General features: G+C 67.4%; 26 protein-coding genes. 11 read left to right on the top strand and 15 right to left on the bottom strand.

Annotation, left to right across the window (positions count from 1 at the left end; genetic code table 11):
* Window positions 1-118 precede the first annotated feature (118 nt).
* Complete coding sequence (locus tag VJ673_RS20345; RefSeq protein ID WP_324127995.1) at window positions 119-622, bottom strand: flavin reductase family protein; 504 nt, start codon at window positions 620-622, stop codon at window positions 119-121.
* 66 nt (window positions 623-688) lie between these two features.
* Between VJ673_RS20345 and mutY the strand changes: the two genes are divergently transcribed.
* Window positions 689-1,789, top strand: a complete 1,101-nt coding sequence (gene mutY / locus VJ673_RS20340; protein WP_324127994.1) for an A/G-specific adenine glycosylase — start codon at window positions 689-691, stop codon at window positions 1,787-1,789.
* A gap of 11 nt (window positions 1,790-1,800) precedes the next feature.
* Here the strand turns inward: mutY and VJ673_RS20335 are convergent, their stop codons facing one another.
* From VJ673_RS20335 to VJ673_RS20315, 5 genes are read right to left on the bottom strand one after another with little or no spacing between them, the layout of a single operon-like run.
* Window positions 1,801-2,400 (bottom strand): LON peptidase substrate-binding domain-containing protein, encoded by a 600-nt coding sequence (locus VJ673_RS20335; RefSeq protein WP_324127993.1) that lies wholly within the window; start codon window positions 2,398-2,400, stop codon window positions 1,801-1,803.
* Window positions 2,397-3,041 (bottom strand): flavin prenyltransferase UbiX, encoded by a 645-nt coding sequence (locus tag VJ673_RS20330; protein ID WP_324127992.1) that lies wholly within the window; start codon window positions 3,039-3,041, stop codon window positions 2,397-2,399. Before VJ673_RS20330 ends, VJ673_RS20335 begins: the two co-directional genes overlap by 4 nt.
* A gap of 16 nt (window positions 3,042-3,057) precedes the next feature.
* A complete protein-coding gene (locus VJ673_RS20325) occupies window positions 3,058-4,230 on the bottom strand; it encodes an ABC transporter substrate-binding protein (protein ID WP_324127991.1) in 1,173 nt (390 codons plus the stop codon).
* A 51-nt stretch (window positions 4,231-4,281) separates the two neighbouring features.
* Complete coding sequence (locus tag VJ673_RS20320; protein WP_324127990.1) at window positions 4,282-5,289, bottom strand: branched-chain amino acid ABC transporter permease; 1,008 nt, start codon at window positions 5,287-5,289, stop codon at window positions 4,282-4,284.
* On the bottom strand, window positions 5,286-6,167 hold the full coding sequence (locus VJ673_RS20315; protein ID WP_324127989.1) for a branched-chain amino acid ABC transporter permease: 882 nt from the start codon (window positions 6,165-6,167) through the stop codon (window positions 5,286-5,288). The genes VJ673_RS20320 and VJ673_RS20315 overlap by 4 nt, the downstream gene beginning before the upstream one ends.
* 157 nt (window positions 6,168-6,324) lie before the next feature.
* Between VJ673_RS20315 and VJ673_RS20310 the strand changes: the two genes are divergently transcribed.
* Both VJ673_RS20310 and mscL read left to right on the top strand, forming a co-directional pair.
* Window positions 6,325-6,957, top strand: coding sequence for a trimeric intracellular cation channel family protein (locus VJ673_RS20310; RefSeq protein ID WP_324127988.1), 633 nt, complete (start codon window positions 6,325-6,327; stop codon window positions 6,955-6,957).
* Window positions 6,958-7,097: 140 nt separating this feature from the next.
* A complete protein-coding gene (gene mscL, locus VJ673_RS20305; protein WP_324127987.1) occupies window positions 7,098-7,532 on the top strand; it encodes a large conductance mechanosensitive channel protein MscL in 435 nt (144 codons plus the stop codon).
* A 19-nt stretch (window positions 7,533-7,551) separates the two neighbouring features.
* Here the strand turns inward: mscL and VJ673_RS20300 are convergent, their stop codons facing one another.
* The 9 genes from VJ673_RS20300 to VJ673_RS20260 form a co-directional block, all read right to left on the bottom strand.
* Window positions 7,552-8,256, bottom strand: coding sequence for a response regulator transcription factor (locus tag VJ673_RS20300; RefSeq protein ID WP_324127986.1), 705 nt, complete (start codon window positions 8,254-8,256; stop codon window positions 7,552-7,554).
* 68 nt (window positions 8,257-8,324) lie between these two features.
* Window positions 8,325-8,966, bottom strand: coding sequence for an MBL fold metallo-hydrolase (locus VJ673_RS20295; RefSeq protein WP_324127985.1), 642 nt, complete (start codon window positions 8,964-8,966; stop codon window positions 8,325-8,327).
* A 127-nt stretch (window positions 8,967-9,093) separates the two neighbouring features.
* Entirely contained in the window at window positions 9,094-10,194 is a 1,101-nt protein-coding gene (gene modC / locus VJ673_RS20290) for a molybdenum ABC transporter ATP-binding protein (RefSeq protein ID WP_324127984.1), read from the bottom strand.
* Window positions 10,191-10,859 carry a molybdate ABC transporter permease subunit gene (gene modB / locus VJ673_RS20285; protein WP_324127983.1) on the bottom strand — a complete coding sequence of 223 codons (669 nt, stop codon included), beginning with the start codon at window positions 10,857-10,859 and terminating at the stop codon, window positions 10,191-10,193. The genes modC and modB overlap by 4 nt, the downstream gene beginning before the upstream one ends.
* A gap of 180 nt (window positions 10,860-11,039) precedes the next feature.
* Entirely contained in the window at window positions 11,040-12,566 is a 1,527-nt protein-coding gene (locus VJ673_RS20280; protein WP_324127982.1) for a methyl-accepting chemotaxis protein, read from the bottom strand.
* Window positions 12,567-12,669: 103 nt separating this feature from the next.
* Window positions 12,670-13,425, bottom strand: a complete 756-nt coding sequence (locus tag VJ673_RS20275) for a substrate-binding periplasmic protein (RefSeq protein WP_324127981.1) — start codon at window positions 13,423-13,425, stop codon at window positions 12,670-12,672.
* A 169-nt stretch (window positions 13,426-13,594) separates the two neighbouring features.
* Window positions 13,595-14,353 (bottom strand): molybdate ABC transporter substrate-binding protein, encoded by a 759-nt coding sequence (gene modA / locus VJ673_RS20270; RefSeq protein ID WP_324127980.1) that lies wholly within the window; start codon window positions 14,351-14,353, stop codon window positions 13,595-13,597.
* Window positions 14,354-14,435: 82 nt separating this feature from the next.
* Window positions 14,436-14,804: a hypothetical protein gene (locus tag VJ673_RS20265; protein WP_324127979.1), complete on the bottom strand. Its 369-nt coding sequence runs from the start codon at window positions 14,802-14,804 to the stop codon at window positions 14,436-14,438.
* A 125-nt stretch (window positions 14,805-14,929) separates the two neighbouring features.
* Entirely contained in the window at window positions 14,930-16,537 is a 1,608-nt protein-coding gene (locus VJ673_RS20260; protein ID WP_324127978.1) for a methyl-accepting chemotaxis protein, read from the bottom strand.
* A 237-nt stretch (window positions 16,538-16,774) separates the two neighbouring features.
* Between VJ673_RS20260 and VJ673_RS20255 the strand changes: the two genes are divergently transcribed.
* The 8 genes from VJ673_RS20255 (at window position 16,775) to VJ673_RS20220 (ending at window position 25,227) form a co-directional block, all read left to right on the top strand.
* A complete protein-coding gene (locus tag VJ673_RS20255; protein ID WP_324127977.1) occupies window positions 16,775-17,092 on the top strand; it encodes a cupredoxin domain-containing protein in 318 nt (105 codons plus the stop codon).
* Between the two features lie 6 nt (window positions 17,093-17,098).
* Complete coding sequence (locus VJ673_RS20250; protein ID WP_324127976.1) at window positions 17,099-17,929, top strand: FTR1 family iron permease; 831 nt, start codon at window positions 17,099-17,101, stop codon at window positions 17,927-17,929.
* A 108-nt stretch (window positions 17,930-18,037) separates the two neighbouring features.
* A complete protein-coding gene (locus VJ673_RS20245) occupies window positions 18,038-18,769 on the top strand; it encodes a hypothetical protein (RefSeq protein WP_324127975.1) in 732 nt (243 codons plus the stop codon).
* A gap of 291 nt (window positions 18,770-19,060) precedes the next feature.
* Entirely contained in the window at window positions 19,061-19,897 is an 837-nt protein-coding gene (locus VJ673_RS20240; protein ID WP_324127974.1) for a PhnD/SsuA/transferrin family substrate-binding protein, read from the top strand.
* A 15-nt stretch (window positions 19,898-19,912) separates the two neighbouring features.
* Window positions 19,913-21,985 carry a putative bifunctional diguanylate cyclase/phosphodiesterase gene (locus VJ673_RS20235; RefSeq protein ID WP_324127973.1) on the top strand — a complete coding sequence of 691 codons (2,073 nt, stop codon included), beginning with the start codon at window positions 19,913-19,915 and terminating at the stop codon, window positions 21,983-21,985.
* On the top strand, window positions 21,978-22,556 hold the full coding sequence (locus VJ673_RS20230) for a hypothetical protein (RefSeq protein WP_324127972.1): 579 nt from the start codon (window positions 21,978-21,980) through the stop codon (window positions 22,554-22,556). Before VJ673_RS20235 ends, VJ673_RS20230 begins: the two co-directional genes overlap by 8 nt.
* A complete protein-coding gene (locus VJ673_RS20225; protein ID WP_324127971.1) occupies window positions 22,553-23,650 on the top strand; it encodes a c-type cytochrome in 1,098 nt (365 codons plus the stop codon). Before VJ673_RS20230 ends, VJ673_RS20225 begins: the two co-directional genes overlap by 4 nt.
* Window positions 23,647-25,227, top strand: a complete 1,581-nt coding sequence (locus VJ673_RS20220) for a SulP family inorganic anion transporter (RefSeq protein WP_324127970.1) — start codon at window positions 23,647-23,649, stop codon at window positions 25,225-25,227. Before VJ673_RS20225 ends, VJ673_RS20220 begins: the two co-directional genes overlap by 4 nt.
* Window positions 25,228-25,289: the final 62 nt, after the last annotated feature.

Below are 25,289 nucleotides of genomic sequence, written 5' to 3'. Positions count from 1 at the left end.
ACGCTGGGGTTGGGGACCGGGAGCTCGTCCGCTCGGGCGGACGATGCATGCCGGTCGCACGCCGGCATTCCAGATCAGTATAGCCGCTCGCTGTGCCGGTGCGAGGGCTCGCGCGCGATCAGAGGGGAGCGAGGCGGCGGTAGGCGCCGCTGTGATAGATCAGCGGCGAGCGCTCGGAAACGCGGTCGAAGCGGACGACTTCGGAGATGAACACGAGGTGGTCGCCGCCCGCGTGGCGCGTCGTGTTGCGGCATTCGAAGCGCGCGCAGCAGTCCTTCAGCAACGGCACGCCATACAGGCCGTCGTCGATCTCGATGCCGGCGAACTTGTCGTCGGAGCGGGTCGCGAAGAGCTGCGACAGGTGTTGCTGATCTTCCGCCAGCACGTTCACGGCGTAGTATTCGCAGGCTTCGAACACCGGCAGACTCGCGAGGTGGCGCGACAAGCTCCACACAATGAGCGGCGGATCGAGCGACACCGAGTTGAAGGAATTGACCGTCAGGCCGATCGCCTCGCCGTTGGGCGCGCGCGTCGTGATGACCGCGATACCGGTGGCGAACATGCCGAGGGCGTCGCGGAAGGCGCGGGTGAAGTCCTGGTGGGAGAGAGGCGGCTGGGACATGGGCAGGTCAAGATGGATGTAATCGCGAATTATCGCTGCGCAAACGCCATCGGGCAACGAATCGGGATGCAAAAAGAGATGCAGATCATGGACACGGGCAAGGATTTTGCGGTAAGGCTCGCCGAATGGCACCGCGCGCACGGACGGCACGACCTGCCCTGGCAGAACACGCGCGACGCATACCGCATCTGGCTGTCCGAGATCATGTTGCAGCAGACGCAGGTCGACACGGTGATTCCCTACTACGCGCGTTTCCTCGCGCGCTTTCCCGACCTCGCGAGTCTCGCCGCGGCGCCCGTCGACGACGTGCTCGCGCTATGGAGCGGGCTGGGCTACTACGCCCGTGCGAGAAACCTGCACAAGGCCGCACAGGCGGTGATGGCCGAGTGCGGCGGCGAATTCCCGCGCTGTCCCGAGGCGATCGCGGAACTCCCGGGGATCGGGCGCTCGACCGCGGCGGCGATCGCGGACTTCGCCTTCGGCGCGCGCGCGGCGATCCTCGACGGCAACGTGAAGCGCGTGCTGTGCCGAGTCTTCGGCATCGACGGTTTTCCGGGCGAACGTGCAGTCGAGCAGCAGCTGTGGGCGCTCGCCGAAGCACTGCTGCCGGCGCAGGACGTCGGCACCTACATCCAGGCGCAGATGGACCTCGGCGCGACGGTATGCACGCGCGGCCGGGCGGCCTGCGAGCGCTGCCCGATGGCCGACATCTGCGTGGCGCGTCGCGAGGACCGCGTCGGCGAGCTGCCGGCGGCGCGGCCGCGCAAGGCGGTCCCGCAGCGTCAGGTGCGCGTCGCTGTGATCCATGCCGGCGGGCGCGTGTTGCTCGAACGGCGTCCGCCGATTGGCATCTGGGGCGGCCTGCTCGCACTGCCGGAGATCCCCGAGGGCGAAGCGGACGCCGCGCGCTGGCTCGGGACGCGTTTCGGCCTCGCGGCGCGCGATGCGATCACGCTCGCGCCCTTCAACCACACCTTCACCCATTTCCGGCTGGAGATCACGCCGATCCTCCTCGATGTCGGCGACGCGGCGCAGGCGGCAGCCGACGCGGACCATCGCTGGCTCGCACTCGGCGAACGGGACGCGGCCGGGCTACCGACGCCGGTGCGGCGTATCCTCGACGCGCTCGCCGACGGGAATCTTGAAGGGGATCTTTTCAGCCGCTGAGGGTGAGCGCTTCAGGCGCCAAACACGCCGCGCTGGTCGAGGTACTGGCGGATGACGTCGAGCCGACCGAGCGTATCGTCGTATTCGAGCAGCGCCTGCTTGGCCTTGAAGGGGATTGGCAGCAGCTCGGCGAATCGGTTGCCGACCCACTCGGCGTCGTCGAAGTGATGCGGGGGCGGCAGGCGCTCCTCGCCGACCTCCGCGAAAATCGCCTGCAGCAACGCAACGAGCGGCGCGTACGCTTCGGGCAGCGGCACGGCCGCGACCTCCGGGAGCCACTCGACCTCGCCCAACAGCAATCCGTTGGGGCCGGTTTCGGTGCGCAGGATGCGGTAGCGGCGCTCGCCGCGCGTGACGAGGTCGAGCACGCCGGTCTGCGGCATGTCCCAGTCGACGATGCGCGCGCTGACACCGATCGAATGCGGCACGGCCGGCGCGCCGACCTCGCTGCCCTCGGCGATCAGGTTCACGCCGAACACCGCGTCGTCCTTGAGGCATTGGCTCGCCAGGTCCATGTAGCGCGCCTCGAACACATGCAGGGGCAGCACGCCGCCGGGGAACAGCACCGTCTGCAAGGGAAAGAGCGGGAGCAGGCCCGTCGGATCGCTCATGATTGTCCTTGCACGTCCGCGTCGCCCTCACCCCAGCGCTGCATCAGCCGGTGCGGCACGCGGATCTGGTCAAGGACGCGCGCGACGACGAAATCGACGAGGTCGTCGACCGTCTGCGGATGGTTGTAGAAGCCGGGGCTCGGCGGCAGGATCACGACACCGAGGCGTGCGAGCTTGAGCATGTTCTCGAGGTGGATCGGCGAGAACGGCGTCTCGCGCGGCACGAGCACGAGCTTGCGGCCTTCCTTGATCGCGACGTCGGCCGCGCGCTCAATGAGGTTCTGGCTCAGTCCCGCCGCGATCGCCGCGAGCGTGCCCATCGTGCAGGGACAGACGACCATCGCGTCCGCCGGATTCGAGCCCGACGCGAGCGGCGCGAACCATTCCTCGCGCCCGAAGACGCGCAACTGCCCGGGCGCGGCCTTGAAACGCTCGATCAGCGCCGCTTCGACCTCGGCGGGGCGCGACGGCAGCTCGAGGTTCATTTCCTGCCGCGCGACGATCTGCGCGACCTGCGAGTACAGCAGCCACACCTTGCACCCGCCCGCGAGCAGGCAATCCACGAGGCGCAGGCCGTAGGGCATGCCCGAGGCGCCGGTGAAGGCGACGGCGACGGTCTGCGGCTGGACGGAGGCGGTCATCGGGCTCAGATCTCTATCATTTCAGATAATCAGTGAGGATCACCCAGCGCCCGTTCTGGATCTGCGCGATGCGGCCGAAACGGTTGCCGAGGTGGTCTTCGCGGCTGAAACGATACTCCGGACTGCCGAAGAAGTCGCGCGGGGTGTGCAGCGATTCCATCGCCGCGGTAAAGCGCTCTACCGTCAGATCGGGACCGGCTTTGTCGGCGGCCTTCACGAAGAGGTCGGCGACGCTGTAGCCCATCGCACTCCAGACGTTCGGCGCCGTGCCGAAGCGTTCGCGGTAGCGCTTGATCCAGTCGGCAAGCTGGCGGTTCGCGCCCTCCTCATAGGGGTGCGGCAGCACGCTCACGCCGTACAGGCCCTCGACCGCCTTGCCGCCCAGCTCGTGCGTCTGCGACGAATAGCCGGACGCGGTGACGAGCATGTCCACGTTCCAGCCGATCTTGCGCGCCTCCGAAACCGCCGCGACGGTTTCGCGCACGACAGTCGCGAGCACGACGAAGTCGCAGTCGGCCGCGCGCAGCCGCGCGACCTGACTGGATAGGTCCGTAGCGCCGCGCTTGTAGCTCGTCTTCTCGACCAGCGGCTGCTTCAACTTCGCGAGCCCCGCCTCGACGCCCTTCATCACTTCGAGCCCGTAGTCGTCGTCCTGGTAGAGCAGGCAGGTCTTCTTGTAGCCGCGCGTCTGCACCATGTTGCGGGTGGCCGCTTCCATATAGTCCTGGTAAGGCGCGAACATCTGGAACTTGAGCGGATGGACCGGCGAATAGGTCGATTCGTGGGGCGAGAACGGGAAGAGATGCGGACGGCCGGCCTCGATGACGATCGGCATGGTCGCCATCACGACCGGCGTACCGAGGTCGGCCAGGAAGGCGAAGACCTTGTCGCGCTGGATCAACTTTCTCGCCGCCAGCACGCCCTTCTTCGGGTCGTAGCCGGAATCCTCGACCACCAGCCTGAGCTTGCGGCCATGCACGCCGCCCGCGGCATTGGCGTCCTCGAAGCGCAGCAGCATGCCGTCGCGCACCGGCGCGCCGAGCAGCGCGATCGGGCCGGACAGATCCTGGATGCTGCCGACGAGGATCTCGTTGCGGCTCACGCCCGGCGTCTCCGCGGCAGCGACGGTGCCGCCAGCACCGGCGATGGCGAGACCGAGCACGGCGAGAAAGCGGCGGATGGGCGTCATGGGCAGGACCTCGGACAAATGCGGAAGACCCCGATTATCGCGAATAATCGATCAGGCGGTGTCGGTCAGGTCCGGGTCTTCGCCTCGCGTCCGTGACGCCGTCAGGCCGCCCGGTCGCAACAGGATGAGGGCTACGACAACGGCCCCGAAAAGCAAGGACTCGAGCCCGGCCGGCGTCGCGGTGCCGGCCGGCAGCAGCTCGGTCAGGACCGAGATCGCCTGCGGCAGCGCCACGACGACGAGTGCGCCCCACAGGGCCCCCGCGAGCTCGCGTGCGCCGCCGATGAAAGCGAGCATCAGCAGCTCGAAGGACAACATCAGCCCGAACTGCTCCGGACTGACGAAGCCGATCCAGTGCGCGTACAGCGCGCCGGCGAGCCCCGACAAGGCGCCACCGAACGCGAAGGCCGCGCGTTTGGCGCGCGCAACGTCAACGCCACACGCGGCCGCCGCCGCCTCGTCCTCGCGCACCGCATGCCAGCTGCGTCCGAGGCGGGACGCGACACAGCGGCGGGCTGCGATCCACGCCAGCGCGAGTGCGAGCGCAGCGGCGAGCGCCTGCGACCACGACGCGTCGACGGGAAAGCCCGCCAACACGAGCGTCGGCACGGCCAGGCCTGCCGCGCCGTGCGTCAACGCTTCGGCGCGCACCAGGGCCTCCTCGACGATCAGCGCGAAGGCGAGTGTGCTCATGGCGAAATAGAGGCCCCCGAGGCGGCGCGCCGGGAGGCTCGCGAGCCAGCCACCGGCAGTCCCGGCCGCGACCGCCACGGCCATCGCGAGCGGTGCGGGCACGCCGCGCACCACGAGCAAGGCCTCGACGTAGGCACCGAGCCCGAGCAGCGCCCCCTGCCCCAGCGAGATCTGTCCGCACTGGCCGACGATGACGATCATGCCGAGCCCGGCGATCGCATAGGTCGCAACGAAAGCGGCCTGCGAGAGCGCATAGTCGGCGCCGAGCACGAAGACCGCCACGGCGGCAACGAGTGCACCCGCCGACAGCGTCCGAAGCCTCCTCGCGACGGCGGCTGCGTGCTGTGGCGACGCCTGACCGCTCATCGCCGCCTCCGCCAGCCGGCCGCGAGCCCGTCCGGGAAGACGAGCAGCGCAGCCATCAGCAGCACGTAAGGCACGACGTCCTTCGCACCTTCGGGCAGCATCAGGCCGGCGAGCGACTCGACGACGCCGAGGAACACCCCCCCCGCGAGCGCGCCCGGCAGGCTCGCCATGCCGCCCAGCACCGCCGCGGGAAAGGCCTTCAGCGCGATCAGCCCCATGTTCAGATGTACGAAAGTCACCGGCGCGAGCAATAGGCCCGCCACCGCCGCCAGCCCCGCACCGAGCGCCCACGCAAAGGTATGCATGCGTGCGACCGACACGCCCATCAACTCGGCGGCCGCGGCGTTTTCGGAGCACGCGCGCAGCGCGAGGCCGGCGCGCGTGCCGCGGAAGAAGAGCGTCAGCGCCGCCCCGAGCAGCACGGTCGCACCGATCACGACGAGATGCTCGGCGGCGAGCACCAGCGCGCCGATCTGGAGCGTCTCGCCGGCGAAACCGACCGGCAGCCGATGCATCGAATGACTCGCCGCCGGCACCGAGGAGATCGCGCCGCGCAGCATCAGGCCGAGGCCGAAAGTCAGCAGCAACGCCGTCAGGTGCGACTGGCCCAGCGCGCGACGCAATACAGTGCGTTCGAGCGCCGCACCGAGCAGCACGAGCGCCGTGACACCGCCCGCCATCGCGAGCGGCAGCGGCCAGCCCGCCCCCTGATTGAGCGCGAGCGCGGCAAAGGCCCCGGCCATCAGCAGATCGCCCTGCATGAAGCTCACCGTCTCGGTCGCCTTGTAGATCAGCACGAAGGACAGTGCGACGAGCCCGTAGATGCAGCCGACAGCGATGCCGCTCGTCAGGACCTGGACGAGGACTAGCGCGGACACGGCAGGGGATGGGCCACCGGGCAGAGGTCGGGGCGGGGCGGGAAATAGGTCATCGGCAGATGGGGAAGTCTGGGCCCACCGATGCCGCCGGCAGGCGGCGCGGCGGGCACGACGGGCCCGCCATTATGCCAAGGCCGACGTGCAGCGCGCCGATGTTATGCTCGCCGCCATGCTCAACGTCGAACCCCTCCTCCATGGCATCGGACTCGCCGGCGTCGCGGCCCAGGCGGCCGCTGCGGTGCTCGAAACGGGACGCAAGCCCTTCGACATGTTCGGCATGGTCGTCGTCGCGCTCGCGGCGGCGCTCGGCGGCGGATCGCTGCGCGACCTGCTGCTCGACCGCACGGTGTTCTGGGTCGCCGACCAGTCCTACCTGATCGCCGCGATGGCCGCAGGGATCGGTGCCTTCGCGCTCGCGCGCGTGATATCGCTGCCCGCGCGCCTCTTCCTGCTGCCCGACGCGCTCGGGCTCGCGCTCTTCACCGTGAGCGGCACACAGGCTGCGCTCGCGCTCGATGCCCCCTGGCTCGTCGCGAGTTTGATGGGGGTCGTCACGGGGGCCTTCGGCGGCATCGTGCGCGACGTGCTGTGCAACGAGGTGCCGCTGATATTCTCGGGCGAGCTGTATGCGACCGCGTCGTGGGCCGGCGCGCTGCTCCTCGTCGCGCTGGCTGCACTCGACGTCCCCCCCGGCATGTCCGCATTGGCCGCGGGCGGTGTGGTGCTGGCGGTGCGTCTGGCGGCGATGCGGTTCGGCCTGCGCCTGCCGACCTTCATCGCGCGCGGCTGAGCACGCGGCATATCCTCTTGCCATTGGGAGGGGACTAGGCAGGACGCAAAACGTGGCACACTGGCGAGGCCCGCCGCAGCCGCGGATTTTCGCTGCCGCGGGCGCCGTCGACAACCAACAAGAATCGGGAGGTTCCGGAAATGAGCTTCTTACGCGAATTCAAAGAGTTCGCCATGCGCGGCAATGTCGTCGATCTCGCGGTCGGCGTGATCATCGGCGGCGCATTCGGCAAGATCGTCGAATCCTTCGTCAAGGACGTCGTGATGCCGCTGCTGGGCCGACTGCTCGGCCAGGTCGATTTCAAGCACCTCTACATCAACCTCGGCGACAAGACCTACGAGTCGCTCGAAGCCGCCGAGAAGGCCGGCGCACCGCTGGTGAAGTACGGCGCCTTCATCAACACCTGTGTCGACTTCATCATCGTCGCCTTCGCGATCTTCGTCGCAATCAAGGCGATCAACCGGCTCAAGCGCAGCGAGCCGCCGGCGCCCGAAGCGGAACCCGCACCGGCACCCGAAAGCGACGAAGTGAAGCTGCTGCGCGAAATCCGCGACACGCTGCGCGAACGCACGTAGCGTCCGGCCCCTCGGGGTTTCAGGCCGCTTCGCCCGCCTCGGCGCCGACGCGTTCGAGGCGGTAGCCGAAATTGTAGGCCGGCACGAGACGGTAGCCGCGCTCGGGGCGCAGTTCGAGCTTGGTGCGCACGCGACTGATGTGCGTGTCGACGGTGCGCGTCGCGACCGTCGGGCTGCGTCCCCACACGGCCTCCAGCATGTGGCCGCGCGACACCAGCCGTCCGAGGTTGCGGAAGAGGAAGACCGCGAGGTCGAACTCCTTGTCGGTCAGCTCGAGCCCGGCTCCGTCGAGTTGAGCCTGCTTGTGCGTCACGTCAAAACGGTAGGGGCCCACCTCGACGACCTGCTCATTGCCCTGCGAGCGGCCGCGCCGCAACACGGCGTCGACCCGGGCGAGCAGTTCCCAGCGGCGCACCGGTTTGACGATGTAGTCGTCGGCCCCGCCGCTGAGCGCCGCGACCACGTCCTCCTCGGCGTCGCGTGCGGTCACGAACACCACCGGCGTGTCGTTGTTCCGCTCCTTGCGCAACCACTCCAGCACTTCCTGCCCGCTCAGCTGCGGCAGGATGCTGTCGAGCAGGAAGAAATCGAAACTCTCGCGCGCGGCAATACGCATGAAGTCGCGCGCGTCGGCAAAGCAGTACACGTCGTGGCTGGCATCGCGCAGCCACAGGGCGAGCATCTCGCTTTGCAGCGTGTCGTCTTCGAGGATCGCAATTCTCACGTTTGCCTCCCGTACGTGGCTAGGGCGCGCCCTCCCGGCACGCCGGATTTCGACGGCTTGGGATCGACTCAGGCGTAATCGCCGACATAGGGGTTGGACTCGCGCTCGTCGCCGAAGGTCGACATCGGACCGTGTCCGGGGACGAAATTGACGTCGTCGCCGAGCGGAAAAAGTTTCTCGCGGATCGAGCGGATCAGCGCCGCATGGTCGCCGCGCGGGAAATCGGTGCGGCCGATCGAGCCCGCGAAGAGCACGTCGCCGACCAGCGCGAGGCGCGCTTCCGGGTGGAAGAACACGACGTGCCCGGGTGTGTGGCCGGGGGTGTGGATCACGCGCAGCGTCTCCTCGCCGACGGTCACCGTGTCGCCGTCGTGCAGCCAGCGGTCGGGCTCGAAGGACTCAACGTCGGGGAAGCCGAACATCTTGCTCTGCTGCGGCATGCCGACGATCCAGAAGCGGTCTTCCTCCTGCGGGCCTTCGATCGGCACCTTGAGCTCGCGCGCGAGTTTCGCCGTGCCGCCAGCGTGGTCGATGTGGCCGTGCGTGATCAGGATCTTCTCGACCGTCACGCCGAGCTCGGCGACGGCGGCATAGATGCGTCCGAGATCCCCGCCCGGGTCGACGACGGCCGCCTTGCGGCTGCGGTCGCACCACAGGATCGTGCAATTTTGCTCGAACGGAGTCACCGGGACGATACGCAACTGGATCATGACGAAAGGGACTGCATCTGGATTCGGTTAGGGGGACAGTGTAGCGCGGCTCGCTGCGCCGCGCAGATTGGCGTAAATCCCTATGCGGCTCGCTGACGCACACAGGCAGGCGGCGTGCCCGGGCCTCTCAGCGCAGCAGCGCGACGCCCTTCACCTGTGCGAAGAGTTCCATCCCCGGCGCGATCGCGAGCTGCACGGCAGACCGCTTGGTGATGCGCGCGAGGAGCGGCGCGCCGCGCAGATCGAGGCGTACCAGCACGCGACCCGGCGCGTCGTCATCGAGCGAGACAACACGCGCCGGCAGCACGTTGAGGATGCTCGAATCGTGACGTTCGGCGAGCGCGAGGCTCACGTCGCGCGCGAGCACCCTCGCACGCACCGTTGCACCGAGCCGGGAATCGAGCCCCGCCAGCCACAGCGGGAGGCCGGCGAATTCGAGCCGGGTCAGCGCGTAGGCCTCGTCGTGCGCGGCGACGGTCGCGTCGATCACGACGAAGGCGTCCTCGTCGCGCGCGAGCGGCAGGTCGAGGCGCGCCATCACCTCGCCGATCGGCCCGGCGGCGAGCACGCGGCCGCCATCGAGCAGCACGACGTGGTCGGCGAGCCTCGCGACTTCCTCGGGCGCATGGCTGACGTACACGACCGGGATGTCGAGCGTGTCGTGCAGGCGTTCGAGGTAGGGCAGGATCTCGGCCTTGCGCCGCAGGTCGAGCGCCGCGAGCGGCTCGTCCATCAGGAGGAGGCGCGGGCTGGTCGCGAGCGCGCGGGCGATCGCGACGCGTTGGCGCTCGCCGCCCGAGAGCTTGTCCGACATGCGTTCGAGCAGCGGTTCGATGCCGAGCAGCGCGATCGCGTGATCGAGCGACACCCTCCGCTCGGTCGTGGCAACGCGCTTCAGACCGAATTCGAGGTTGCGCCGCACCGACAGGTGGGGAAAGAGGCTCGCCTCCTGGAAGACGTAGCCGAGCGGCCGCCTGTGCGTAGGCATGAAGATGCCGCGCGCGTCGTCCTGCCACACCTCGCCGCGCACTGCGAGGTAACCGCCGGGCGCGCGTTCGAGCCCGGCGAGACAGCGCAGCAGCGTCGTCTTGCCCGAGCCGGAGGCGCCGAAGAGCGCGCTGACGCCGCGTCCGGGCAGCGCAAGTTCGGCCTGCAGCGAAAAACCGGGCCAGGTGATGCTGAATCGCGTATCGATCGCGTTTATGAGCGACACGTCCGTCGCACTCATCGCGCCACGCCCCGCCCGCGGCTGTACAGGACCCACAGCACCGCGAAGCTGAAAAGCAGCATCCCGGCCGACAGCCAGTGCGCCTCGGTGTATTCGAGCGCCTCGACATGGTCGTAGATCTGCACCGAGACGACGCGGGTACGCTCGGGAATGTTGCCGCCGATCATCAGCACGACGCCGAACTCGCCGACCGTATGCGCAAAGCCGAGCACCGCCGCGGTCAGGAAGCCGGGCCGCGCGAGCGGCAGGACGACGCTGACGAAGGTGTCCAGGGCGCCTGCGCGCAAGGTTGCCGCGACCTCCAGCGGGCGCTCGCCGATGGCCTCGAAAGCCTGTTGCAGCGGCTGCACGACGAAAGGCATCGAATAGAAGACCGAACCGACGACGAGGCCGGCGAAGCTGAACGGCAACAGGCCCAGCCCGAGCGCCTGCGTGAGCTGCCCGACCGGCCCCTGCGGCCCCAGCAGCAGGAGCAGGTAGAAGCCGATCACGGTCGGCGGCAGCACCAGCGGAAGCGCGACGACCGCGCCGATGACGGGCTTCAGGCGCGAACGTGTGCGCGCGAGCCACCACGCGATGGGCGTGCCGCCGACGAGCAGGATCGCCGTCGCCACGACCGCAAGCTCCAGCGTCAGCCGGATCGCGCCGAGGTCGCTCGGACTCACCGCGGCCTCCTTACGGAAAGGGGCGCGGCGACGAGCAGCAAGGAGAGGGCATGGATGGCGGGCAAAGGCGGTGCTCCTGACATCGGCAACGGATGACGTTGCCGAAGCGAATAGCATGCCACGACTTCCGTCCGCCGGGACGCATCACGCGCATTGCCGCCGAACCGGCCGAGCCCGCCCTTACACGTGGAAGCGGTCGACGACCCCGTTGAGTTGCTCGGCCAGACGCGCGAGCGACTCGGATGCCTGCGCGGTCTGGTCCGACGCCGCAGCGGTGTCGCTCGCCACGTCGTTGATGCGCTGGATGTTGCGCGAGATGTTCTCGACCATCGTCTCCTGGCGTGCCGCCGAATCCGCGATGTCGCGATTGACCGCGCCGATGCGTTCGAAAGCCGACGCAATCGTGTAGATGGCCTGACCGGCGTCCTGCGCCTGGCGGCCGGCTTCGCTCGCGGTCTTCTTGCCCTGCTCCATCGCGTGCTCGGCCTTCTCGACGCCGGCGCGCAGTTGCGCGATCACGTTGCCGACCTCGACGGTCGACTCGTGGGTGCGCGTCGCGAGCTTGCGCACTTCGTCGGCGACGACCGCGAACCCTCGTCCCGCCTCGCCGGCACGCGCGGCTTCGATCGCCGCGTTGAGCGCCAGGAGGTTGGTCTGTCCGGCGATCTCCTTGATCACGCCGAGCACCGCGGCGATCTTGTCGCTGTCGCGCGTCAGCTCCTGGATCACGCCGCCGACGTTGTCGACCTCGTGCAGCAGCGCCTCCATCGAATGCACGGCCTGCAGCACCACGTCGTGTCCCTTGCCCGCCTCGGCCTGCGCGCTCGCCGTCGCCTCGGACGCCTCCACGGTGCTGCGCGAGATGTTGCGCGCATGGTCCGCGAAGGTCTCGACGGTCTGCGTCACCTCGCCGACCTGGTCGCGTTGCGCGCAAGCAGCCTGGTTGCTCTCCTCGGTCGTCCGGCTCGTCTGCTCCGCCGCCACGGCCAGCTCGGACGCCCCGGTGCGGACCTGACGGATCACCGACTGGATGTGTTCGACGAACACGTTGAACCAGTGCGCGACCTCGCCGATCTCGTCCTGGCGCGCTTCGTCGAGCCGGCGCGTGAGATCCGCGTTGCCGCGCGCGATCTCGCGCAGCGCGTCGGACACCGCGCGCAGCGGGCGCAGCACGAGCAGGCGCAGCGTCGCCGACAGGGCGAGCACGAGCACGAGGTCGAGCACCAGGATCTGGATCCCGAGCAGATAGATCTCGCGTTGCAACGCCTTTTCGACGTTCGCGTAGGAGACGTAGATACTGAGCCGGCCGACCTCGGTCTTCTTGCCGTGCTCCTCGAAATACAGGGTTTCCTCGCGCACTGCGTCGAAGCCGGCCTGCGGCTTGTCGCCGGGCACGAGCTTGCCCGCGCCGTCGCGCACCAGTCCGAGCGTACCCTCGGCATCGGTCTTCAGCGCGATGCCGCGGACGAATTCCGCCGCCATCTCGGCTTCCTGGATCTTCGTGACCAGCGGCTTATCGAAATTCCACACCGCGGCCGGCAGGCTGTAGCCGAGCCGTCCCATCACAGTGTCCACCTGGCCGTCCAGGTCGGTGACGAGCGTATCGCGGGTCAACTTATAGTTGATCGCCCCGAACACCAGCAAGAGCAGGGACACCACGACCAGGAACACCGCACTGATGCGGAAGCTGATGCTCTTCGTATTCATCGCAAATCTCTCCCGCGCTTCGCAACCCGGGTCACGAAAGAATTTCGTGCCGCCCGCAGGACAGCTTGCTGTCGAGCAGGCGACCCGTCCGCCATGGCGATAATCAGTTCGCCTTGACGTGGTACTTCTTCAGCACGTCCTGCCAGCCGGCATCCGTCTTCATCTCGGCGATCGCGGCATTGACCTGCTTGAGCAGCTCGGGGTTGCTCTTCGCGATCAGGATATGACGCGTATAGGAACTCTGTGGCGTACCGGAGAGGTGGAGCTTGCCTTCGATGCCGAGCTGCGGCACGAGGAAGTTCAGCGAGGAACCCGGCAGAAAGGTCACGTCGATCCGGCCTGCGACGATCTTCTTCAGGTTGACCTCTTCGCTCTGCGAATCCTGGCGCTCGATCTGTCCGGCCTTGACGAGATCGTCGATGCCGACGTAATTGTGCCCGAGCACTCCGCCGAAAGTCATACCCTTCAGCGACTCGGGGCTCGCGTACTCGACCTTCTTCGCAAGCGACGAAACAACGGCGTTCTCGTCCGAGAAGAGTGCATCCGACCAGCGGTAGGTCGTCTTGTCCTTGTCCTTGAACCAGGCCGGGAACACCCAGGGCACGGCGTCCTTGAAGTCCGCCGCGGCGACCGCCTGGTCGACGCGCGCGCGCGGCAGTACCGACACCTTCACGGTCAGCGCGCCTTTCGACTTCTTCGTCAGGTAATCCGCGAGTTCATAAGTCAGCCCCTTGCCGTCGGCCGTGACGAACGGGGGCTCGGAGTGGTAGGTGTAGAGCGTCAGGTCGGCCGCGAAGGCCGAGGCCATCGACATCGCAAACGCTCCCGCCGCAAAGGCGAGCTTCTTCAAACTGATCATGCGCACTCCTCGTCAGGAAAGAAATTCTTCACGCGAATCCGCGCGAGCACCTGAGTGAAGCACTCGAACTTGGCCGTGCGGCCAGGTCCGCGGGAAGAATTGTAAAATTATATTATCCCTTTAGTCATACCGGTCATGGCGGAATATACGGATGGCGCGTCAAATTCCGTTACAGGCCATAACCGTAGGACTTGATGATCGCCGCCGCCTTCGGGCCCCGCAGGTAATCGGCGAGCGCGCGCGCGGCCGGCTTGTCGCGCCCCGCGGCAAGGATCACGGCGTCCTGACGCAGCGGCTGGTGAAGCTCTGCAGGAATCTGCCACATCGAGCCGCCCGTCGGACGGCCGTCGGCCCACACCTGCGACAAGGCGACGAAGCCCAGTTCGGCGTTTCCGCTGGCCACAAATTGATACGCCTGAGCGATGTTTTCGCCGGTCACGAGCTTCGCGGCGAGCTGATCGGCGAGCCCGAGCCTGCGCAGCACGTCCATGGCGGCGGCGCCATAAGGAGCGGTCTTGGGATTGGCGATCGACAGGTGGGTGAAGGCACCGCGTTTGAGCACCTCGCCCTTGTCGTCGACGAAGCCGGGCTGCGCCGACCACAGTACGAGCCGGCCGATCGCGTAGGTGAAGCGGGTGCCGGCCACGGCGGCGCCCTCCTCCTCGAGCCTCAAAGGGGTCGCGTCGTCGGCGGCGAGCAGAACCTCGAAAGGCGCCCCGTTCTTGATCTGCGCGTAGAACTTGCCGGTCGCGCCGAACGCGAGCTGCGCCTTGTGGCCGGTGTCGCGCTCGAACTCGGCGGCAATCTTCTGCATCGGCGCGGTGAAGTTCGCTGCGACAGCGACACTGACTTCGGCGGCATGCCCTCCTCCGGCGACGGACAGCAAGGGCAACAGCAGGGCATAAACGAGACGTTCGCGTCGGGGCATCGCAACTCCTGGCATGGGATTTCTGCTTCACCGGAGCGAAGAGCATGCCACAAGCCGTAAGGGCGTTACGGCCGGCCGGCGTTTACTGCTTGGCGATCGTCGCGTCTTCGATCAACAGCGGATACAGGTAGCCCGAACCGAAATCGCGATCGAGCTGGACGCGGCCGGTGACGACGACTTCGTCGCCGACCACGGCGGTGTCCTTGCTGGTCACGATCAGGTTGTTGGTGCCCTGCTCGCCCGAGCCGTCGCGCACGTGCACGAAGTTGCGGCCCATGATGCCGTTGTTGACCTTCACGACCTTGCCCGAGACCTGCACCTGGCTGCCCGACAGCGCGGCCATTTCCTGGTGGACCGCCGCGACCGTGCGCACGGCCGGATCGGCGGCCGAAGCGAGGCCAGCGCCGAGGGCGAGGATGGCGGCAAATGCGAGGGCGCAAACTTTCTTCACGAGCAAACTCCTGCGGTAGGGTCCGGCGCCGGACCTATGAAAAGGGAATTTCAGTGAGCGCATTGTACGCCGCGCGCACCGCTATGCCGAAGGAATCACACCAGGAAGGTGCGCAGACCTCCGGGTCAGGCGAGGTGGAAACGGCCGGCTGTGACCTGCAGTTGCGACGCGACGGATTCGAGCTGCTGCGCGGCGGAGGAAGTCTCCTTCACGGCCGCGCTGTTCTCCTCGCTCATCTGCGCGGTCTGCTCGACGCGACGGGCGATTTCGTTGCTCGCGACCGACTGCTCGTGCAATGCGCTGGTGATGTCGACGATCGCCGACATGACGTTGCCCGATTGCGCGTTGACGGCGTCGATCGCATCGCCGACATCGCGCGAGAGCGCATTGAAATTGCCGATCTGCGTAACGACCTGCTCCATGCTCGCCACCGCGCCTTGGGTCACGCTCTGCACCTGGCCGATCATGCCCGTGATCTCCTGCGTCGAGCCGCTGGTGCGCTCGGCGAGCTTGCGCACTTCGTCGGCGACGACCGCGAAGCCGCGTCCCTGCTCGCCCGCGCGCGCCGCCTCGATCGCGGCGTTGAGGGCCAGGAGGTTGGTCTGGTCGGCGATCTCGCGGATCACGCCGACGATCGACGAGATGCCGTTCGACAGGCCGCCAAGCTCGCGGATCTGTCCCGCAGTGCGATCGACGGCGGCGGCGGTGACGCGGCTGTTGTCGAGCATCGCGGTCATCGTCGTTTGGCCGTGGGCCGCGTGCCGACCCGACTCGGCCGCGGCGACGCGCACCTCTTTGGCGTGATCGGAGACCTGCGCGATGCTCACCGACATCTCTTCGACGCTGGCCGCCATCGACGACGCAGCCTGGGACTGCATCTCGGTGGACGTCGCGAGCTCGGTCGTCGTCGCCGACAGTTGCTGGCTCATCGCCGCGAGCTGGTCGGAGTGCGTCTGCAGACTGCCTGCGATCTCGCGCAGGCTGTTCTGCATCGCGGCGCAGGAGCGCAGCAGTTCGGCGAATTCGTCGCTGCCCCGGACCTCGACGTCGCGGTTGAGGTCGCCCGCCGCAATCCGCCGCGCGACGGCCTGCGCAGCGGCGAGCGGGCGGACGATGGAGCGGACGACGAAGAGCGAATAGACGAAGAGGCCAAGCGCGCCCAGGAGCGAGATGACGATGACCGTCAGCAGCGTCTTCGTGCGCGCCGCGTCGAACTCCTCGTCGGCCTGCTTCGCCTCGCGCCCCATCGAATCGGCGACCTTCGCCAGTTCGTCGTGGACGCGCTGTACCGCGGCGTCCGCTTCGTCGTCGATGGCGTGGATGTCCGCGGGAAGCTCACTCTCAGCGCCGAGCTTGGGCAGGAGACGCTTCTCGAAGAGCTCGACGACCTTCTCGACGGACTTGCGCGCCTCGGCGATTGCCTGGCGCTCGTTGGGCGAATCGGCCTCGCGCTCGAGCTGCGCGAGATCGTTCAGCGCCTCGGTGCGGCGTTCGGCGAATTCCTTGCGGGCGTCGTCGAGGTTGCGGTTGATGATCGCGTCGGCGAAGACCTGATACAGCTGCGCGCCGAGCGAAGCGGCTTCGGCCGCATGAGCCTGACTCTGCGTCTTCGCGAAGCCGTCGTCCTGCAGACTGGCGAGACGGTTCATCGCGAACAGCGCGACGCCGATCAGGGCAACGAGTGTCGCGACGGAAATTGCCACAAAGGCCGCCAGCCGGAATTTGACGCTCATGGAAGCCTCTTGTTATGGATTTGAACGCCGAGGCTAATCCGTTTGACCGATAGCCACAATAAAACGATGGCCAATTTGGGGAGTCCGGTGAGGAGGCTGAAACGCCCGGCTCGCACGGGCTTCAGGGCCGGTCGAGCGCATCCGGGGAACTACGTAAAAGGTCGGTATTTTCCGAAGAACTCTTCCCAACAAGGAATGCGAATTGTTATCATTCATCAACCCTTCTCGGAGTGCGACATGAAACGACTGATTCTCGCCCTGCTGTGCCTGCCCGCCATCGCGCTTGCCGCCGGTCCCGAAGTGCAGCTCGTGATCAAGGATCATCGCTTCCAGCCCGAGGAGGTCCGCATTCCGGCCGGCCAGAAGGTCAAGCTGGTGATCCAGAACCAGGATTCGACGCCGGAAGAGTTCGAGAGCCACGAGCTCAACCGCGAAAAAGTGATTCCCGGCGGCACCACCGCCAGCGTCTTCATCGGTCCGCTGAACCCGGGCAAGTACCCGTTCTTCGGCGAATTCAACGAGAAAACCGCGCGCGGCGTGGTGATCGCGGAGTAATCGATCATGCTCGGCGCCGCCATCATCGTCTTTCGCGAATCACTGGAGGCGGCGCTGCTGGTCGGAATCGTCGCCGCTGCCGCTCGCACCCTGCCCCATCGTAATCGCTGGGTGGCCGGCGGCATCTTCGCGGGCATTCTGGGCTCGGTCGCGGTCGCGATGGCCGCCGGCACGATCGCCGAGATGGCCGACGGCATGGGGCAGGAGGTGCTCAACGCGATCGTCCTCGGGCTCGCCGTGACGATGCTCGGATGGCACAACATCTGGATGTCGCGCCATGCGCGTGAGATGGTGAGCGACGCGAAGAACGTGGTACGCGAGGTGGCCGAAGGTTCGCGCGAGCTGTCTGCGATCGCCGTGGTGATCGCGATGGCGGTGCTGCGCGAGGGTTCTGAGACCGTGCTCTTCCTGTTCGGCCTGATGTCGCAGGACCAGTCGCTCGGCCAAGTGCTGAGCGGTGGCGCCCTCGGGCTCGTGGCCGGCGTGCTGCTCGGCCTCAGCATGTATGCTGGGCTGCTGCGCGTGCCGGTGCGCTGGTTCTTCACGGTCACCGCCGGCCTGGTGCTGCTGCTCGCGGCGGGCATGGCCGGACAGATGGCCCACTTCCTGATCCAGGGCGACTTGCTCCCGGCGCTGGCGGATCCGTTGTGGGACACCTCCGCATGGCTGTCGGCGACTTCGGCGGCCGGGATCCTGCTGCACGTGCTGGCCGGCTACGACCCGCGTCCGAGCGCGATGCAGGCGATCTTCTACCTCGGCACGATCGCGTTGATCGCGGTCGGCATGTACCTGGTGCGCTCGCCCGCGACCGGCAACGGGCGCCCCGCGACGACCTGACTCTCCCTACCCCTAGATGAGACGCGCGATCCGGCCGGCCCTGCCGGCCCGGGAGGGTGTTCGCGCGCCGAAATTTCCGCCTCCCCGCAAAACTCCAAAGGAAACACGATGAAAAAACAGCTTATCGCTGCTGCGATTGCCGCCTTCGGCGCGAGCCTCGCGCACGCCGGCCCGGCCGACTACGTCTTCACGCCGAACGTCGAATACGGCGAGCGCGAGATCGAATTCAATGCCGGCTCCTTCCGCGACCACGGCAAGGAAGACGAGACGGCGGGCGTCCTGACCTTCGGCATGGGCGTGACGCAGTTCTGGTTCACCGAGATCGGCGTCGAGTACGAGCGTGAGCGCGGCGAGAGCTTCCGCCGTGAAGCCTTCGAATGGGAAAACAAGTTCCAGCTGACCGAGCCGGGCCAGTACTTCGTCGACCTCGGCGCGCTGGTCGAGATCGAGCGCCCGCGCGATCACGACGAAGGCTGGGAGCTGAAAGTCGGCCTGCTGACGCAGAAGGACTTCGGCATGTACCAGGTGAACTTCAACGTGCTGGCCGAGCGTCACTACGACTCGGCGGAGAAGAGCCGCACCGGGCTGGGTTACCAGTGGCAGGCGAAGTACCGCTGGCTGCCGCAATTCGAAGTCGGCCTGCAGGGCCTGGGCGAAGTGGGCGAATGGGGCAACTGGAACAGCGCGCACGACCAGGAGCACAGCGTCGGCCCGGCAATCTTCGGCAAGATCCAGACCGGCAACCACACGGCGATCAAGTACAACGCCGCCTACCTCGTCGGCCTGACGAAGCCGTCGCCCGACCACACGCTGCGCGCGACGGTCGAATTCGAGTTCTGACCCGCCACGACCGCGACGTTTTCGAAGCCCCGCCAGGCGCTGCCGGCGGGGCTTTTTCATTGTTGCGAGTCCCCGATCACGACAAGCCCGCGCGACGTCGTGTAAGCTTTAACGATTAGACACAAAAAACAGAATCGCGCGCCGTGACGTAACGGAGAAGCGGGTCGGCAGGGGACAAGCGGAATGAGTTTTAAGACCAAGGATATAGGGTCTGGGGGAGTTGTGCGCCCTCGCTGCGCAGGACCCGAGGGTGCACGCCGGCGCGTCCTGCTCGGATGGCTGGCAGGAGGATTGGGCCTCGCGCTCGCCGGGCGCGCGATCCCCGAGGCGCGGGCGTCGGAAGCGCCGCTGGTGATGGGCATCTTCCCGCGGCGTCAGGCGACGCTCACCAACGAGCTCTACGGGCCGCTCGCCGCCTATCTGAGCCGCGAACTCGGCCGCGAGCTGCGGCTCGTCACCGCGAAGGATTTCGACGCGTTCTGGGAAGGCGTCGAGCACCGCCGCTTCGATATCGTCCATTACAACCAGTTCCACTACGTCCGCTCCGCCGACAAGTACCGTGTGATCGCGCACAACGAGGAGTTCGGCACCGGCACCGTCGCCGGCGCGCTCTATGTGCGCAAGGACAGCGGCATCACTTCGATCAGCCAGTTGCGCGGGCGCAAGATCGTGTTCGGTGGGGGCACCGACGCGATGATGAGCTACATCCTGCCGAGCTACCTGCTGCTGCAGGCGGGGCTGAAGCCCGCGGACTATGAGACGGTGTTCTCGAAGAATCCGCCGAACTCGCTGATCTCGCTCTACCACAGCCAGGCCGATGCGAGCGGCGCTGGCGACATCCTGATCGATCTGCCGGTCGTGCGCGAGGCGATGGACACGAATACGGTCATGCATCTGGGCATGACCGAGCGCGTGAAGCACCTGCCCTGGGCGGTGCGCAAGGACATGCCGCAGGCGCTCGCGACGCGCATCCAGACGCTGCTGGTCGGACTGGGCAAGCACGACGAAGGGCGCGCGATCCTCGCCCGCGCGGAGATGACCGGTTTCGGCGCGGCGCGCGACGCGGACTACGATCCGCATCGCCGCATCATCCACAAGGTCATGCCGGATCTCGTCATTCCGCGCTGAGCACGGAGAAGCTTCTTGCGCCTCGCGAGCAAGTTCATCCTCATCGTGGCCGGGATCCTCTCGGTCACGCTGGCGCTGAATGCCTACTTCTTCCTGCAAAGCCAGAACCGCCTCCTCGAGCAACAGCTCGAGGAGCGCGGCCGCGTGCTGGGCCACCTGATCGCGTTGATCAGCCCGGAGGCGATCCTCGGGCTCGACTTCCTCAGCCTCGACGACTATGCGCGCGAGGTCAGCCGTCAGCGCGACGTGGTCTACGGCGTCATCGTCGACAACGACGACCAGCCGCTGACTTCCTATGTGAACGGCGACGACGCGCGGGTGCGCCGCGGCCTCGGCGTGGACGGCCCCGCGCCCGACCATCTACCGCCGCCGCGCATGCAGAAGCTCGTCAAGCGGCTCGCGGCGCTGCCCGACGTGATGCCGATCGAATTCCCGATCGTCCATGACGGGCACCAGCTCGGCCGCCTGCGGGTGGGCATCAGCCGCGCGGAACTCGCGGCGCAGGCCCGCGAGCAGCTCGTGCAGCAGTTCGCGATCTACGCAGCCATCATCCTGTTCCTGAGCGCGGCGATCTACCTCGTATTCAAGTTCAGCGTGATGCATCCGGTCAAGCGCCTGATCGAGGTGTCGCAGGACCTGGGCCGCGGCGAATATACGCTCGTGCCGGTGAATTCCCGCGACGAGTTGGGACGGCTCGGCGAGACCTTCAACGCGATGACGCTCGAGATCCAGCGCGAGCAGGCGAAGCTGCATTACCAGGCGAACTACGATCCGCTGACGGCGCAGCCGAACCGGATGCTGGCGATCGAGCGGCTGCAGCAGGAGATCCGCTCGGCCCACCGCCAGCAGCAGCGTTTCGCGCTGATGTTCATCGATCTCGACGACTTCAAGATCGTCAACGACACGATGGGGCATGCGGTGGGCGACCAGTTGCTCGCGCACGTCAGCGCCCACATCCGCTCGCGCCTGCGCGAGGAGGATACGCTCGCACGCCTCGGCGGCGACGAGTTCCTGGTCCTGCTGCCACGGCTCGCGCAGCCGAACGAGGCGCGGGAAGTCGCCCGCCGGCTGCTGGAGGCCGTCTCGGAACCGGTCTCGCTCGACGGGCACGAAGTGGTCGTCCATTGCAGCATCGGCATCGCCTTGTACCCCGACGACGGCGACACGGTCGAGTCGCTGATGGCCAACGCGGACAACGCGATGTACCAGGCGAAAAAACCCGGTCGGCCGCCGATCTGTTTCTTCACCGCCGAGATGAACGCGCAGGTGCGCGAGCGCCTGCAGCTCGAGCAGGAGCTGAACAAGGTGCTCGCGCGCGGCGGGCTGCAGCTCGCCTTCCAGCCGATCTTCCGCGCCGACGACGGCGCCTATGTCGGCGCCGAGGTGCTGCTACGCTGGCTGCATCCGGAACAAGGCTTCATCAGCCCGGCGACCTTCATCCCGCTCGCCGAGAGCACCGGGCAGATCGTCGCGATCGGCAAATGGGTGATGCGCGAGGCGGGGCGGCAGTTGCGCAGCTGGCTGGATACGGGACTGGGGCCGGGCTATCTGGCGGTCAATATCTCGCGCGTGCAGCTGCGCGAGGACCTGGAGCAGCTGGTGCATGAGGTGCTCGAGGACAACCGGCTGTCGCCGCACTCGCTGGAGCTGGAGATCACCGAGAACATCCTGCTCGACGACCATCAGCAGATCAACGATGTGCTGGGGCGGCTGCACGGGCGCGGACTCCGCCTGAGCCTCGACGACTTCGGCACGGGCTATTCCTCGCTCAGCTACCTGCGCCGCTTTTCGTTCGACACGCTGAAGATCGACCGCAGCTTCGTCTCGCCGCTGTGCGAGGACGCCGAGGCCGCCGCGCTGGTGCGCGCGATCGTCGCGATGGCGCACAGCCTCTCGCTCAAGGTGATCGCCGAGGGCGTCGAGAGCCGCGCACAGCTGGAGTTCCTGAAGGGTCTCGGCTGCGATTACCTGCAGGGCTACCTGCTGTCGCATCCACTCGACGCCGATCATTTCACCGCCTTCCTGAGCCGGATCGCGCACGAACCGGCTCCGTGGGGCGACTGCCCCCTGTCGCTGACCCATGGATAGGGCACCGGATGCCGCGCTTGCGAAGGTGCGCGAGCGGCGGAGAGCGGCGCGGCGGGCGCGCCTCGTCGTCGTGCTGCGCGGCACGCTGGGTGCCGCCGCCGTCATCGGCTTCGCGGTGTGGGCCCATCTCGGTTCCGGCCAGCCGGTGTTCTCGCCGCACGGCAAGCCCGAGGCCGGCTGGGAGGCGTTTCACGCGGCCTACGACGTCGACACCTTCGGCCGCGACGGCTATTTCGTCCGCGCGATCCAAAGCGGCTACAACCTGATCCACCACACCTACCGCTACGCCTGGCGTTTCACGCGCAAGGGCGCGCTCGATCGCCCGAACGCGTGCATCGACTGCCATAGCGAAACCGACCTCGCCTACGCCTTCGCGAGCGGCGACCGCTACGATGCTGCCCTCGGCCGCCGCATCTCTTTCGAGGAGCATGTGATGCGCTGCTACGCCACGCATCTGGACGGCTTCGTACCGACGATCTACGACCCGGCCGTGCGCGACATCCGGATCTTCGCGCGCATGGTCGCGCATCACCTGCAGCTCGGCGAAGGCGCGCGGGAGGCCCCGCAATGAGGCCGCTGCCGGCAGGATGGGCGAAGGCGCTGCGGCTCGCGCTGCTGTTCGGCGCACTGCTCGGGCTTTATGCGCTCGCTGTCGCGCGCCACGAGGAGCGCGCACAGATCCGCGAGCAGGCGGTGGTGCTGACGCCGAGCTGCGCCGACAAGCTCGACCGCTACGGCCTCGCGGCCGGCCCCGACTACGTCTCGACCTACATGCTCGCGCGCGGCTGGCACCCGGATCCGCGGCGCGGTTACAGCGAGCAGGACGTGCGCGCGATCCAGCGCGGCTGCAACATCATCGATGACCTGCAGGGGCAGCTCGCCACCGACCCGGGCCGCGAACGCTGGAATTCGACGCGCTTCGTGCGCGGCACCCACACGAGCTGCGACCACTGCCATCAGGGCATCGGGGACAAGCAGACGGCGGCCGGCGTGCCGCAGACCGGCTCGCTCAGCCTTGGCGCATCCTGGGTCATGGCCGACATGTACGACCAGTTCACCGGCATCCTGCTGCCCTTCGAGCTGCGCCAGATGCAGTGCTACATCAACTCGTCGAACGGCTACAAACCGAACGTCGCCGACGACCTGATCCGCGACGTCACCGCCTACAGCCGCTTTCTCGCCGCGGCGCTCGACCTGCGTTTCGGCAACCGTTACGCGGAACAGGGCATCGACGAGGTGACCGCTTCGTCGACCTTGAAGCGCGGCGACGACTATGTGCGCGGCGCTGCCTTGTTCAAGGAGAAATGCGCGCGCTGCCATGGCCCGCAGGGGCTGGGGACGGTCGTCGAGGGCAAGGTCGTGTATCCGGCGTTGGCGGGCCCGAACTCGTTCAACCATCAGTCGCGCAACAACTTCTCCTTCGTGTCGACGATCCTGCCCGGCTTCATCTGCCGCAACATGCCGCTCGGCGAGGAAGGCACGCTCTCCAACCAGGACTGCCGCGACATCGGCTTCTACGTCAGCAACCTGCCGCGTCCGGCCGGCGACAAGGAAGGGCCGCTGGCGGCGCTGTGGAACCAGTTGATGATGCGGGTGATGCCACCGATGATCCATGCCGTCGAGACCTGGCGCCACGCCGACACAAGCGGGGAAAGCGGGGCATGATCGCGCGCCTGTCCTCGTGGGCCTCGCTGGGGGGCCGTTCGCTCGGCAGCGAGCTGCTGATCGGGCTGACGCTCGCGGTCGTCGTGCTGCCGCAGGCGATCGCGTTCTCGACGACGCTCGCCGGGCTACCGTCCTACTTCGGCATCTACTGCGCGATCTGGGGCGTGCTGTCCTCCGCGCTGCTGAACCCGTCGCGCGTGTTCCACGGCGGGCCCAACAGCACGCAGTCGGCGGTCGTCGGCGTGACGCTGCTGCCGGTCGCGCCGCAGTTCGGGCCGGACTACATCGGCTGCGCGCTGACGCTCTTCCTGCTCGCCGGGCTGATCCAGCTGCTGTTCCTCGCGATCCGCCCGCTCGGCCGCATGCTCGACTTCGTCAGCGAGCCGGTCGCGAACGGCATGATCTGCGGCATCGGCGTGTACATGATCCTGAAGTCCTTCCCGACCTTCGCCGGCCTGCCGGTGAACACCCAGGTCGAATGGCGCCTGTGGATCGCGTGGCAGAGCTTCCTCTCGGTGCTCGAGATCGGCAACATGCACGCGATCCACATCGGCCTGATCACGCTCGTCGTCACGATCGTCGCGCGGCAGTTTCATGCGCTGCGCAACTGGGGGATCCTGCTCGGCATCCTCGCGGGGACGCTGTATTCGCAGTACCTGAACGCGCATTTCGGCCTCGGCGAGACGCTGGTCGAGCAGACGGCGAACATCTCGCCGGCGGGCTTCGTGTATCCGTCGCTGCCGCTCTTCGCGCAGGAGGCGATGCCCGACATCATCAGCATCATCCCGGGCGCGGTGACGCTCGCGCTGCTGGGCCTCTTTCAGACGGTCGCGGCGATGCGGATGATGAACCGCAAGAGCGGCCAGTTCGTCGATGCGCGCCACGGCATCTTCGCCGACGCGGTGAGCAACTGCGTGCTGCCCTTCATCTCCGCGCTGCCGACCTGCGCGTCGTTCAACCGCATGTCGCTGATGCAGGCGATGAATACCGGCAGCCGCGTTGCCGCCGCCTCGTCGGCGCTCTTCCTGCTCGCGCTGGTGAGTTTCTTCGGCGAGTACATCGCGATCATCCCGGTGCCGGCGATGGCAGCGATCATCATGGTCGTCGGCGCCAACATGATCGACTGGTCGGACATCCGCGCGCACTTCGAGCACCGGCCGGAAGCGATCGTGTTCAGCGCGTCCTTCCTGTCGGTGCATATCTTCGGCCTCTTCGGCGCGGTGATCTGCGGCTCGCTGCTGGCGCTCGCCTACGCGAAGTGGGAGAAGGCGCATCCGAACGTCGACCTCGAGGGCAATGTGCTGCGCATCCGCGGCAACATCTATTACGGATCGCTGCCGGTGATCGAGTCGCTCTACCACCGCGCCAACAACGACCCGCGTTTCGAGGAACTCGTCGTCGATTTTTCGGCCGTCCATCACATCGATCCGGAAGGCATCCGCTGGCTCGCCGAAGTGGGCAAGAACGGCAAGGTGCGCATGGCCGACCGCCGCAGCGGGCAGGACCGTCGCGGCGACCGGCGCGGACGTGTGGGCGGCCCGACTCGCAAGGACAGGCGCAAGCGGCAAGCGCTGTAGGCTCCCTGGCCCGCGCCCGTCCGCCGCGGGTTAATATGCCATCGGTCAGGATTTGCGGCGGT

Source organism: Aromatoleum sp. (assembly GCF_035254505.1).
Lineage (GTDB): Bacteria > Pseudomonadota > Gammaproteobacteria > Burkholderiales > Rhodocyclaceae > Aromatoleum.
The sequence above is the reverse complement of the archived record's forward strand: the minus strand, read 5'-3'. Positions and strand labels throughout refer to the sequence as shown.

Excerpts from the sequence above, each read along its gene's own strand:
- VJ673_RS20335 (WP_324127993.1), bottom strand. The coding sequence starts at position 2,400 with ATGAGCGATCCGACGGGCCTGCTCCCGCTCTTTCCCTTGCAGACGGTG.
- VJ673_RS20230 (WP_324127972.1), top strand. The coding sequence starts at position 21,978 with ATGGATAGGGCACCGGATGCCGCGCTTGCGAAGGTGCGCGAGCGGCGG.
- VJ673_RS20255 (WP_324127977.1), top strand. The coding sequence starts at position 16,775 with ATGAAACGACTGATTCTCGCCCTGCTGTGCCTGCCCGCCATCGCGCTT.
- modA (WP_324127980.1), bottom strand. The coding sequence starts at position 14,353 with ATGCCCCGACGCGAACGTCTCGTTTATGCCCTGCTGTTGCCCTTGCTG.
- VJ673_RS20220 (WP_324127970.1), top strand. The coding sequence starts at position 23,647 with ATGATCGCGCGCCTGTCCTCGTGGGCCTCGCTGGGGGGCCGTTCGCTC.
- modC (WP_324127984.1), bottom strand. The coding sequence starts at position 10,194 with ATGAGTGCGACGGACGTGTCGCTCATAAACGCGATCGATACGCGATTC.
- VJ673_RS20310 (WP_324127988.1), top strand. The coding sequence starts at position 6,325 with ATGCTCGCCGCCATGCTCAACGTCGAACCCCTCCTCCATGGCATCGGA.
- mutY (WP_324127994.1), top strand. The coding sequence starts at position 689 with ATGCAAAAAGAGATGCAGATCATGGACACGGGCAAGGATTTTGCGGTA.
- VJ673_RS20250 (WP_324127976.1), top strand. The coding sequence starts at position 17,099 with ATGCTCGGCGCCGCCATCATCGTCTTTCGCGAATCACTGGAGGCGGCG.
- VJ673_RS20295 (WP_324127985.1), bottom strand. The coding sequence starts at position 8,966 with ATGATCCAGTTGCGTATCGTCCCGGTGACTCCGTTCGAGCAAAATTGC.
- mscL (WP_324127987.1), top strand. The coding sequence starts at position 7,098 with ATGAGCTTCTTACGCGAATTCAAAGAGTTCGCCATGCGCGGCAATGTC.
- VJ673_RS20345 (WP_324127995.1), bottom strand. The coding sequence starts at position 622 with ATGTCCCAGCCGCCTCTCTCCCACCAGGACTTCACCCGCGCCTTCCGC.
- VJ673_RS20320 (WP_324127990.1), bottom strand. The coding sequence starts at position 5,289 with ATGAGCGGTCAGGCGTCGCCACAGCACGCAGCCGCCGTCGCGAGGAGG.
- VJ673_RS20280 (WP_324127982.1), bottom strand. The coding sequence starts at position 12,566 with ATGAATACGAAGAGCATCAGCTTCCGCATCAGTGCGGTGTTCCTGGTC.
- VJ673_RS20260 (WP_324127978.1), bottom strand. The coding sequence starts at position 16,537 with ATGAGCGTCAAATTCCGGCTGGCGGCCTTTGTGGCAATTTCCGTCGCG.
- VJ673_RS20330 (WP_324127992.1), bottom strand. The coding sequence starts at position 3,041 with ATGACCGCCTCCGTCCAGCCGCAGACCGTCGCCGTCGCCTTCACCGGC.
- VJ673_RS20325 (WP_324127991.1), bottom strand. The coding sequence starts at position 4,230 with ATGACGCCCATCCGCCGCTTTCTCGCCGTGCTCGGTCTCGCCATCGCC.
- VJ673_RS20245 (WP_324127975.1), top strand. The coding sequence starts at position 18,038 with ATGAAAAAACAGCTTATCGCTGCTGCGATTGCCGCCTTCGGCGCGAGC.
- VJ673_RS20275 (WP_324127981.1), bottom strand. The coding sequence starts at position 13,425 with ATGATCAGTTTGAAGAAGCTCGCCTTTGCGGCGGGAGCGTTTGCGATG.
- VJ673_RS20225 (WP_324127971.1), top strand. The coding sequence starts at position 22,553 with ATGAGGCCGCTGCCGGCAGGATGGGCGAAGGCGCTGCGGCTCGCGCTG.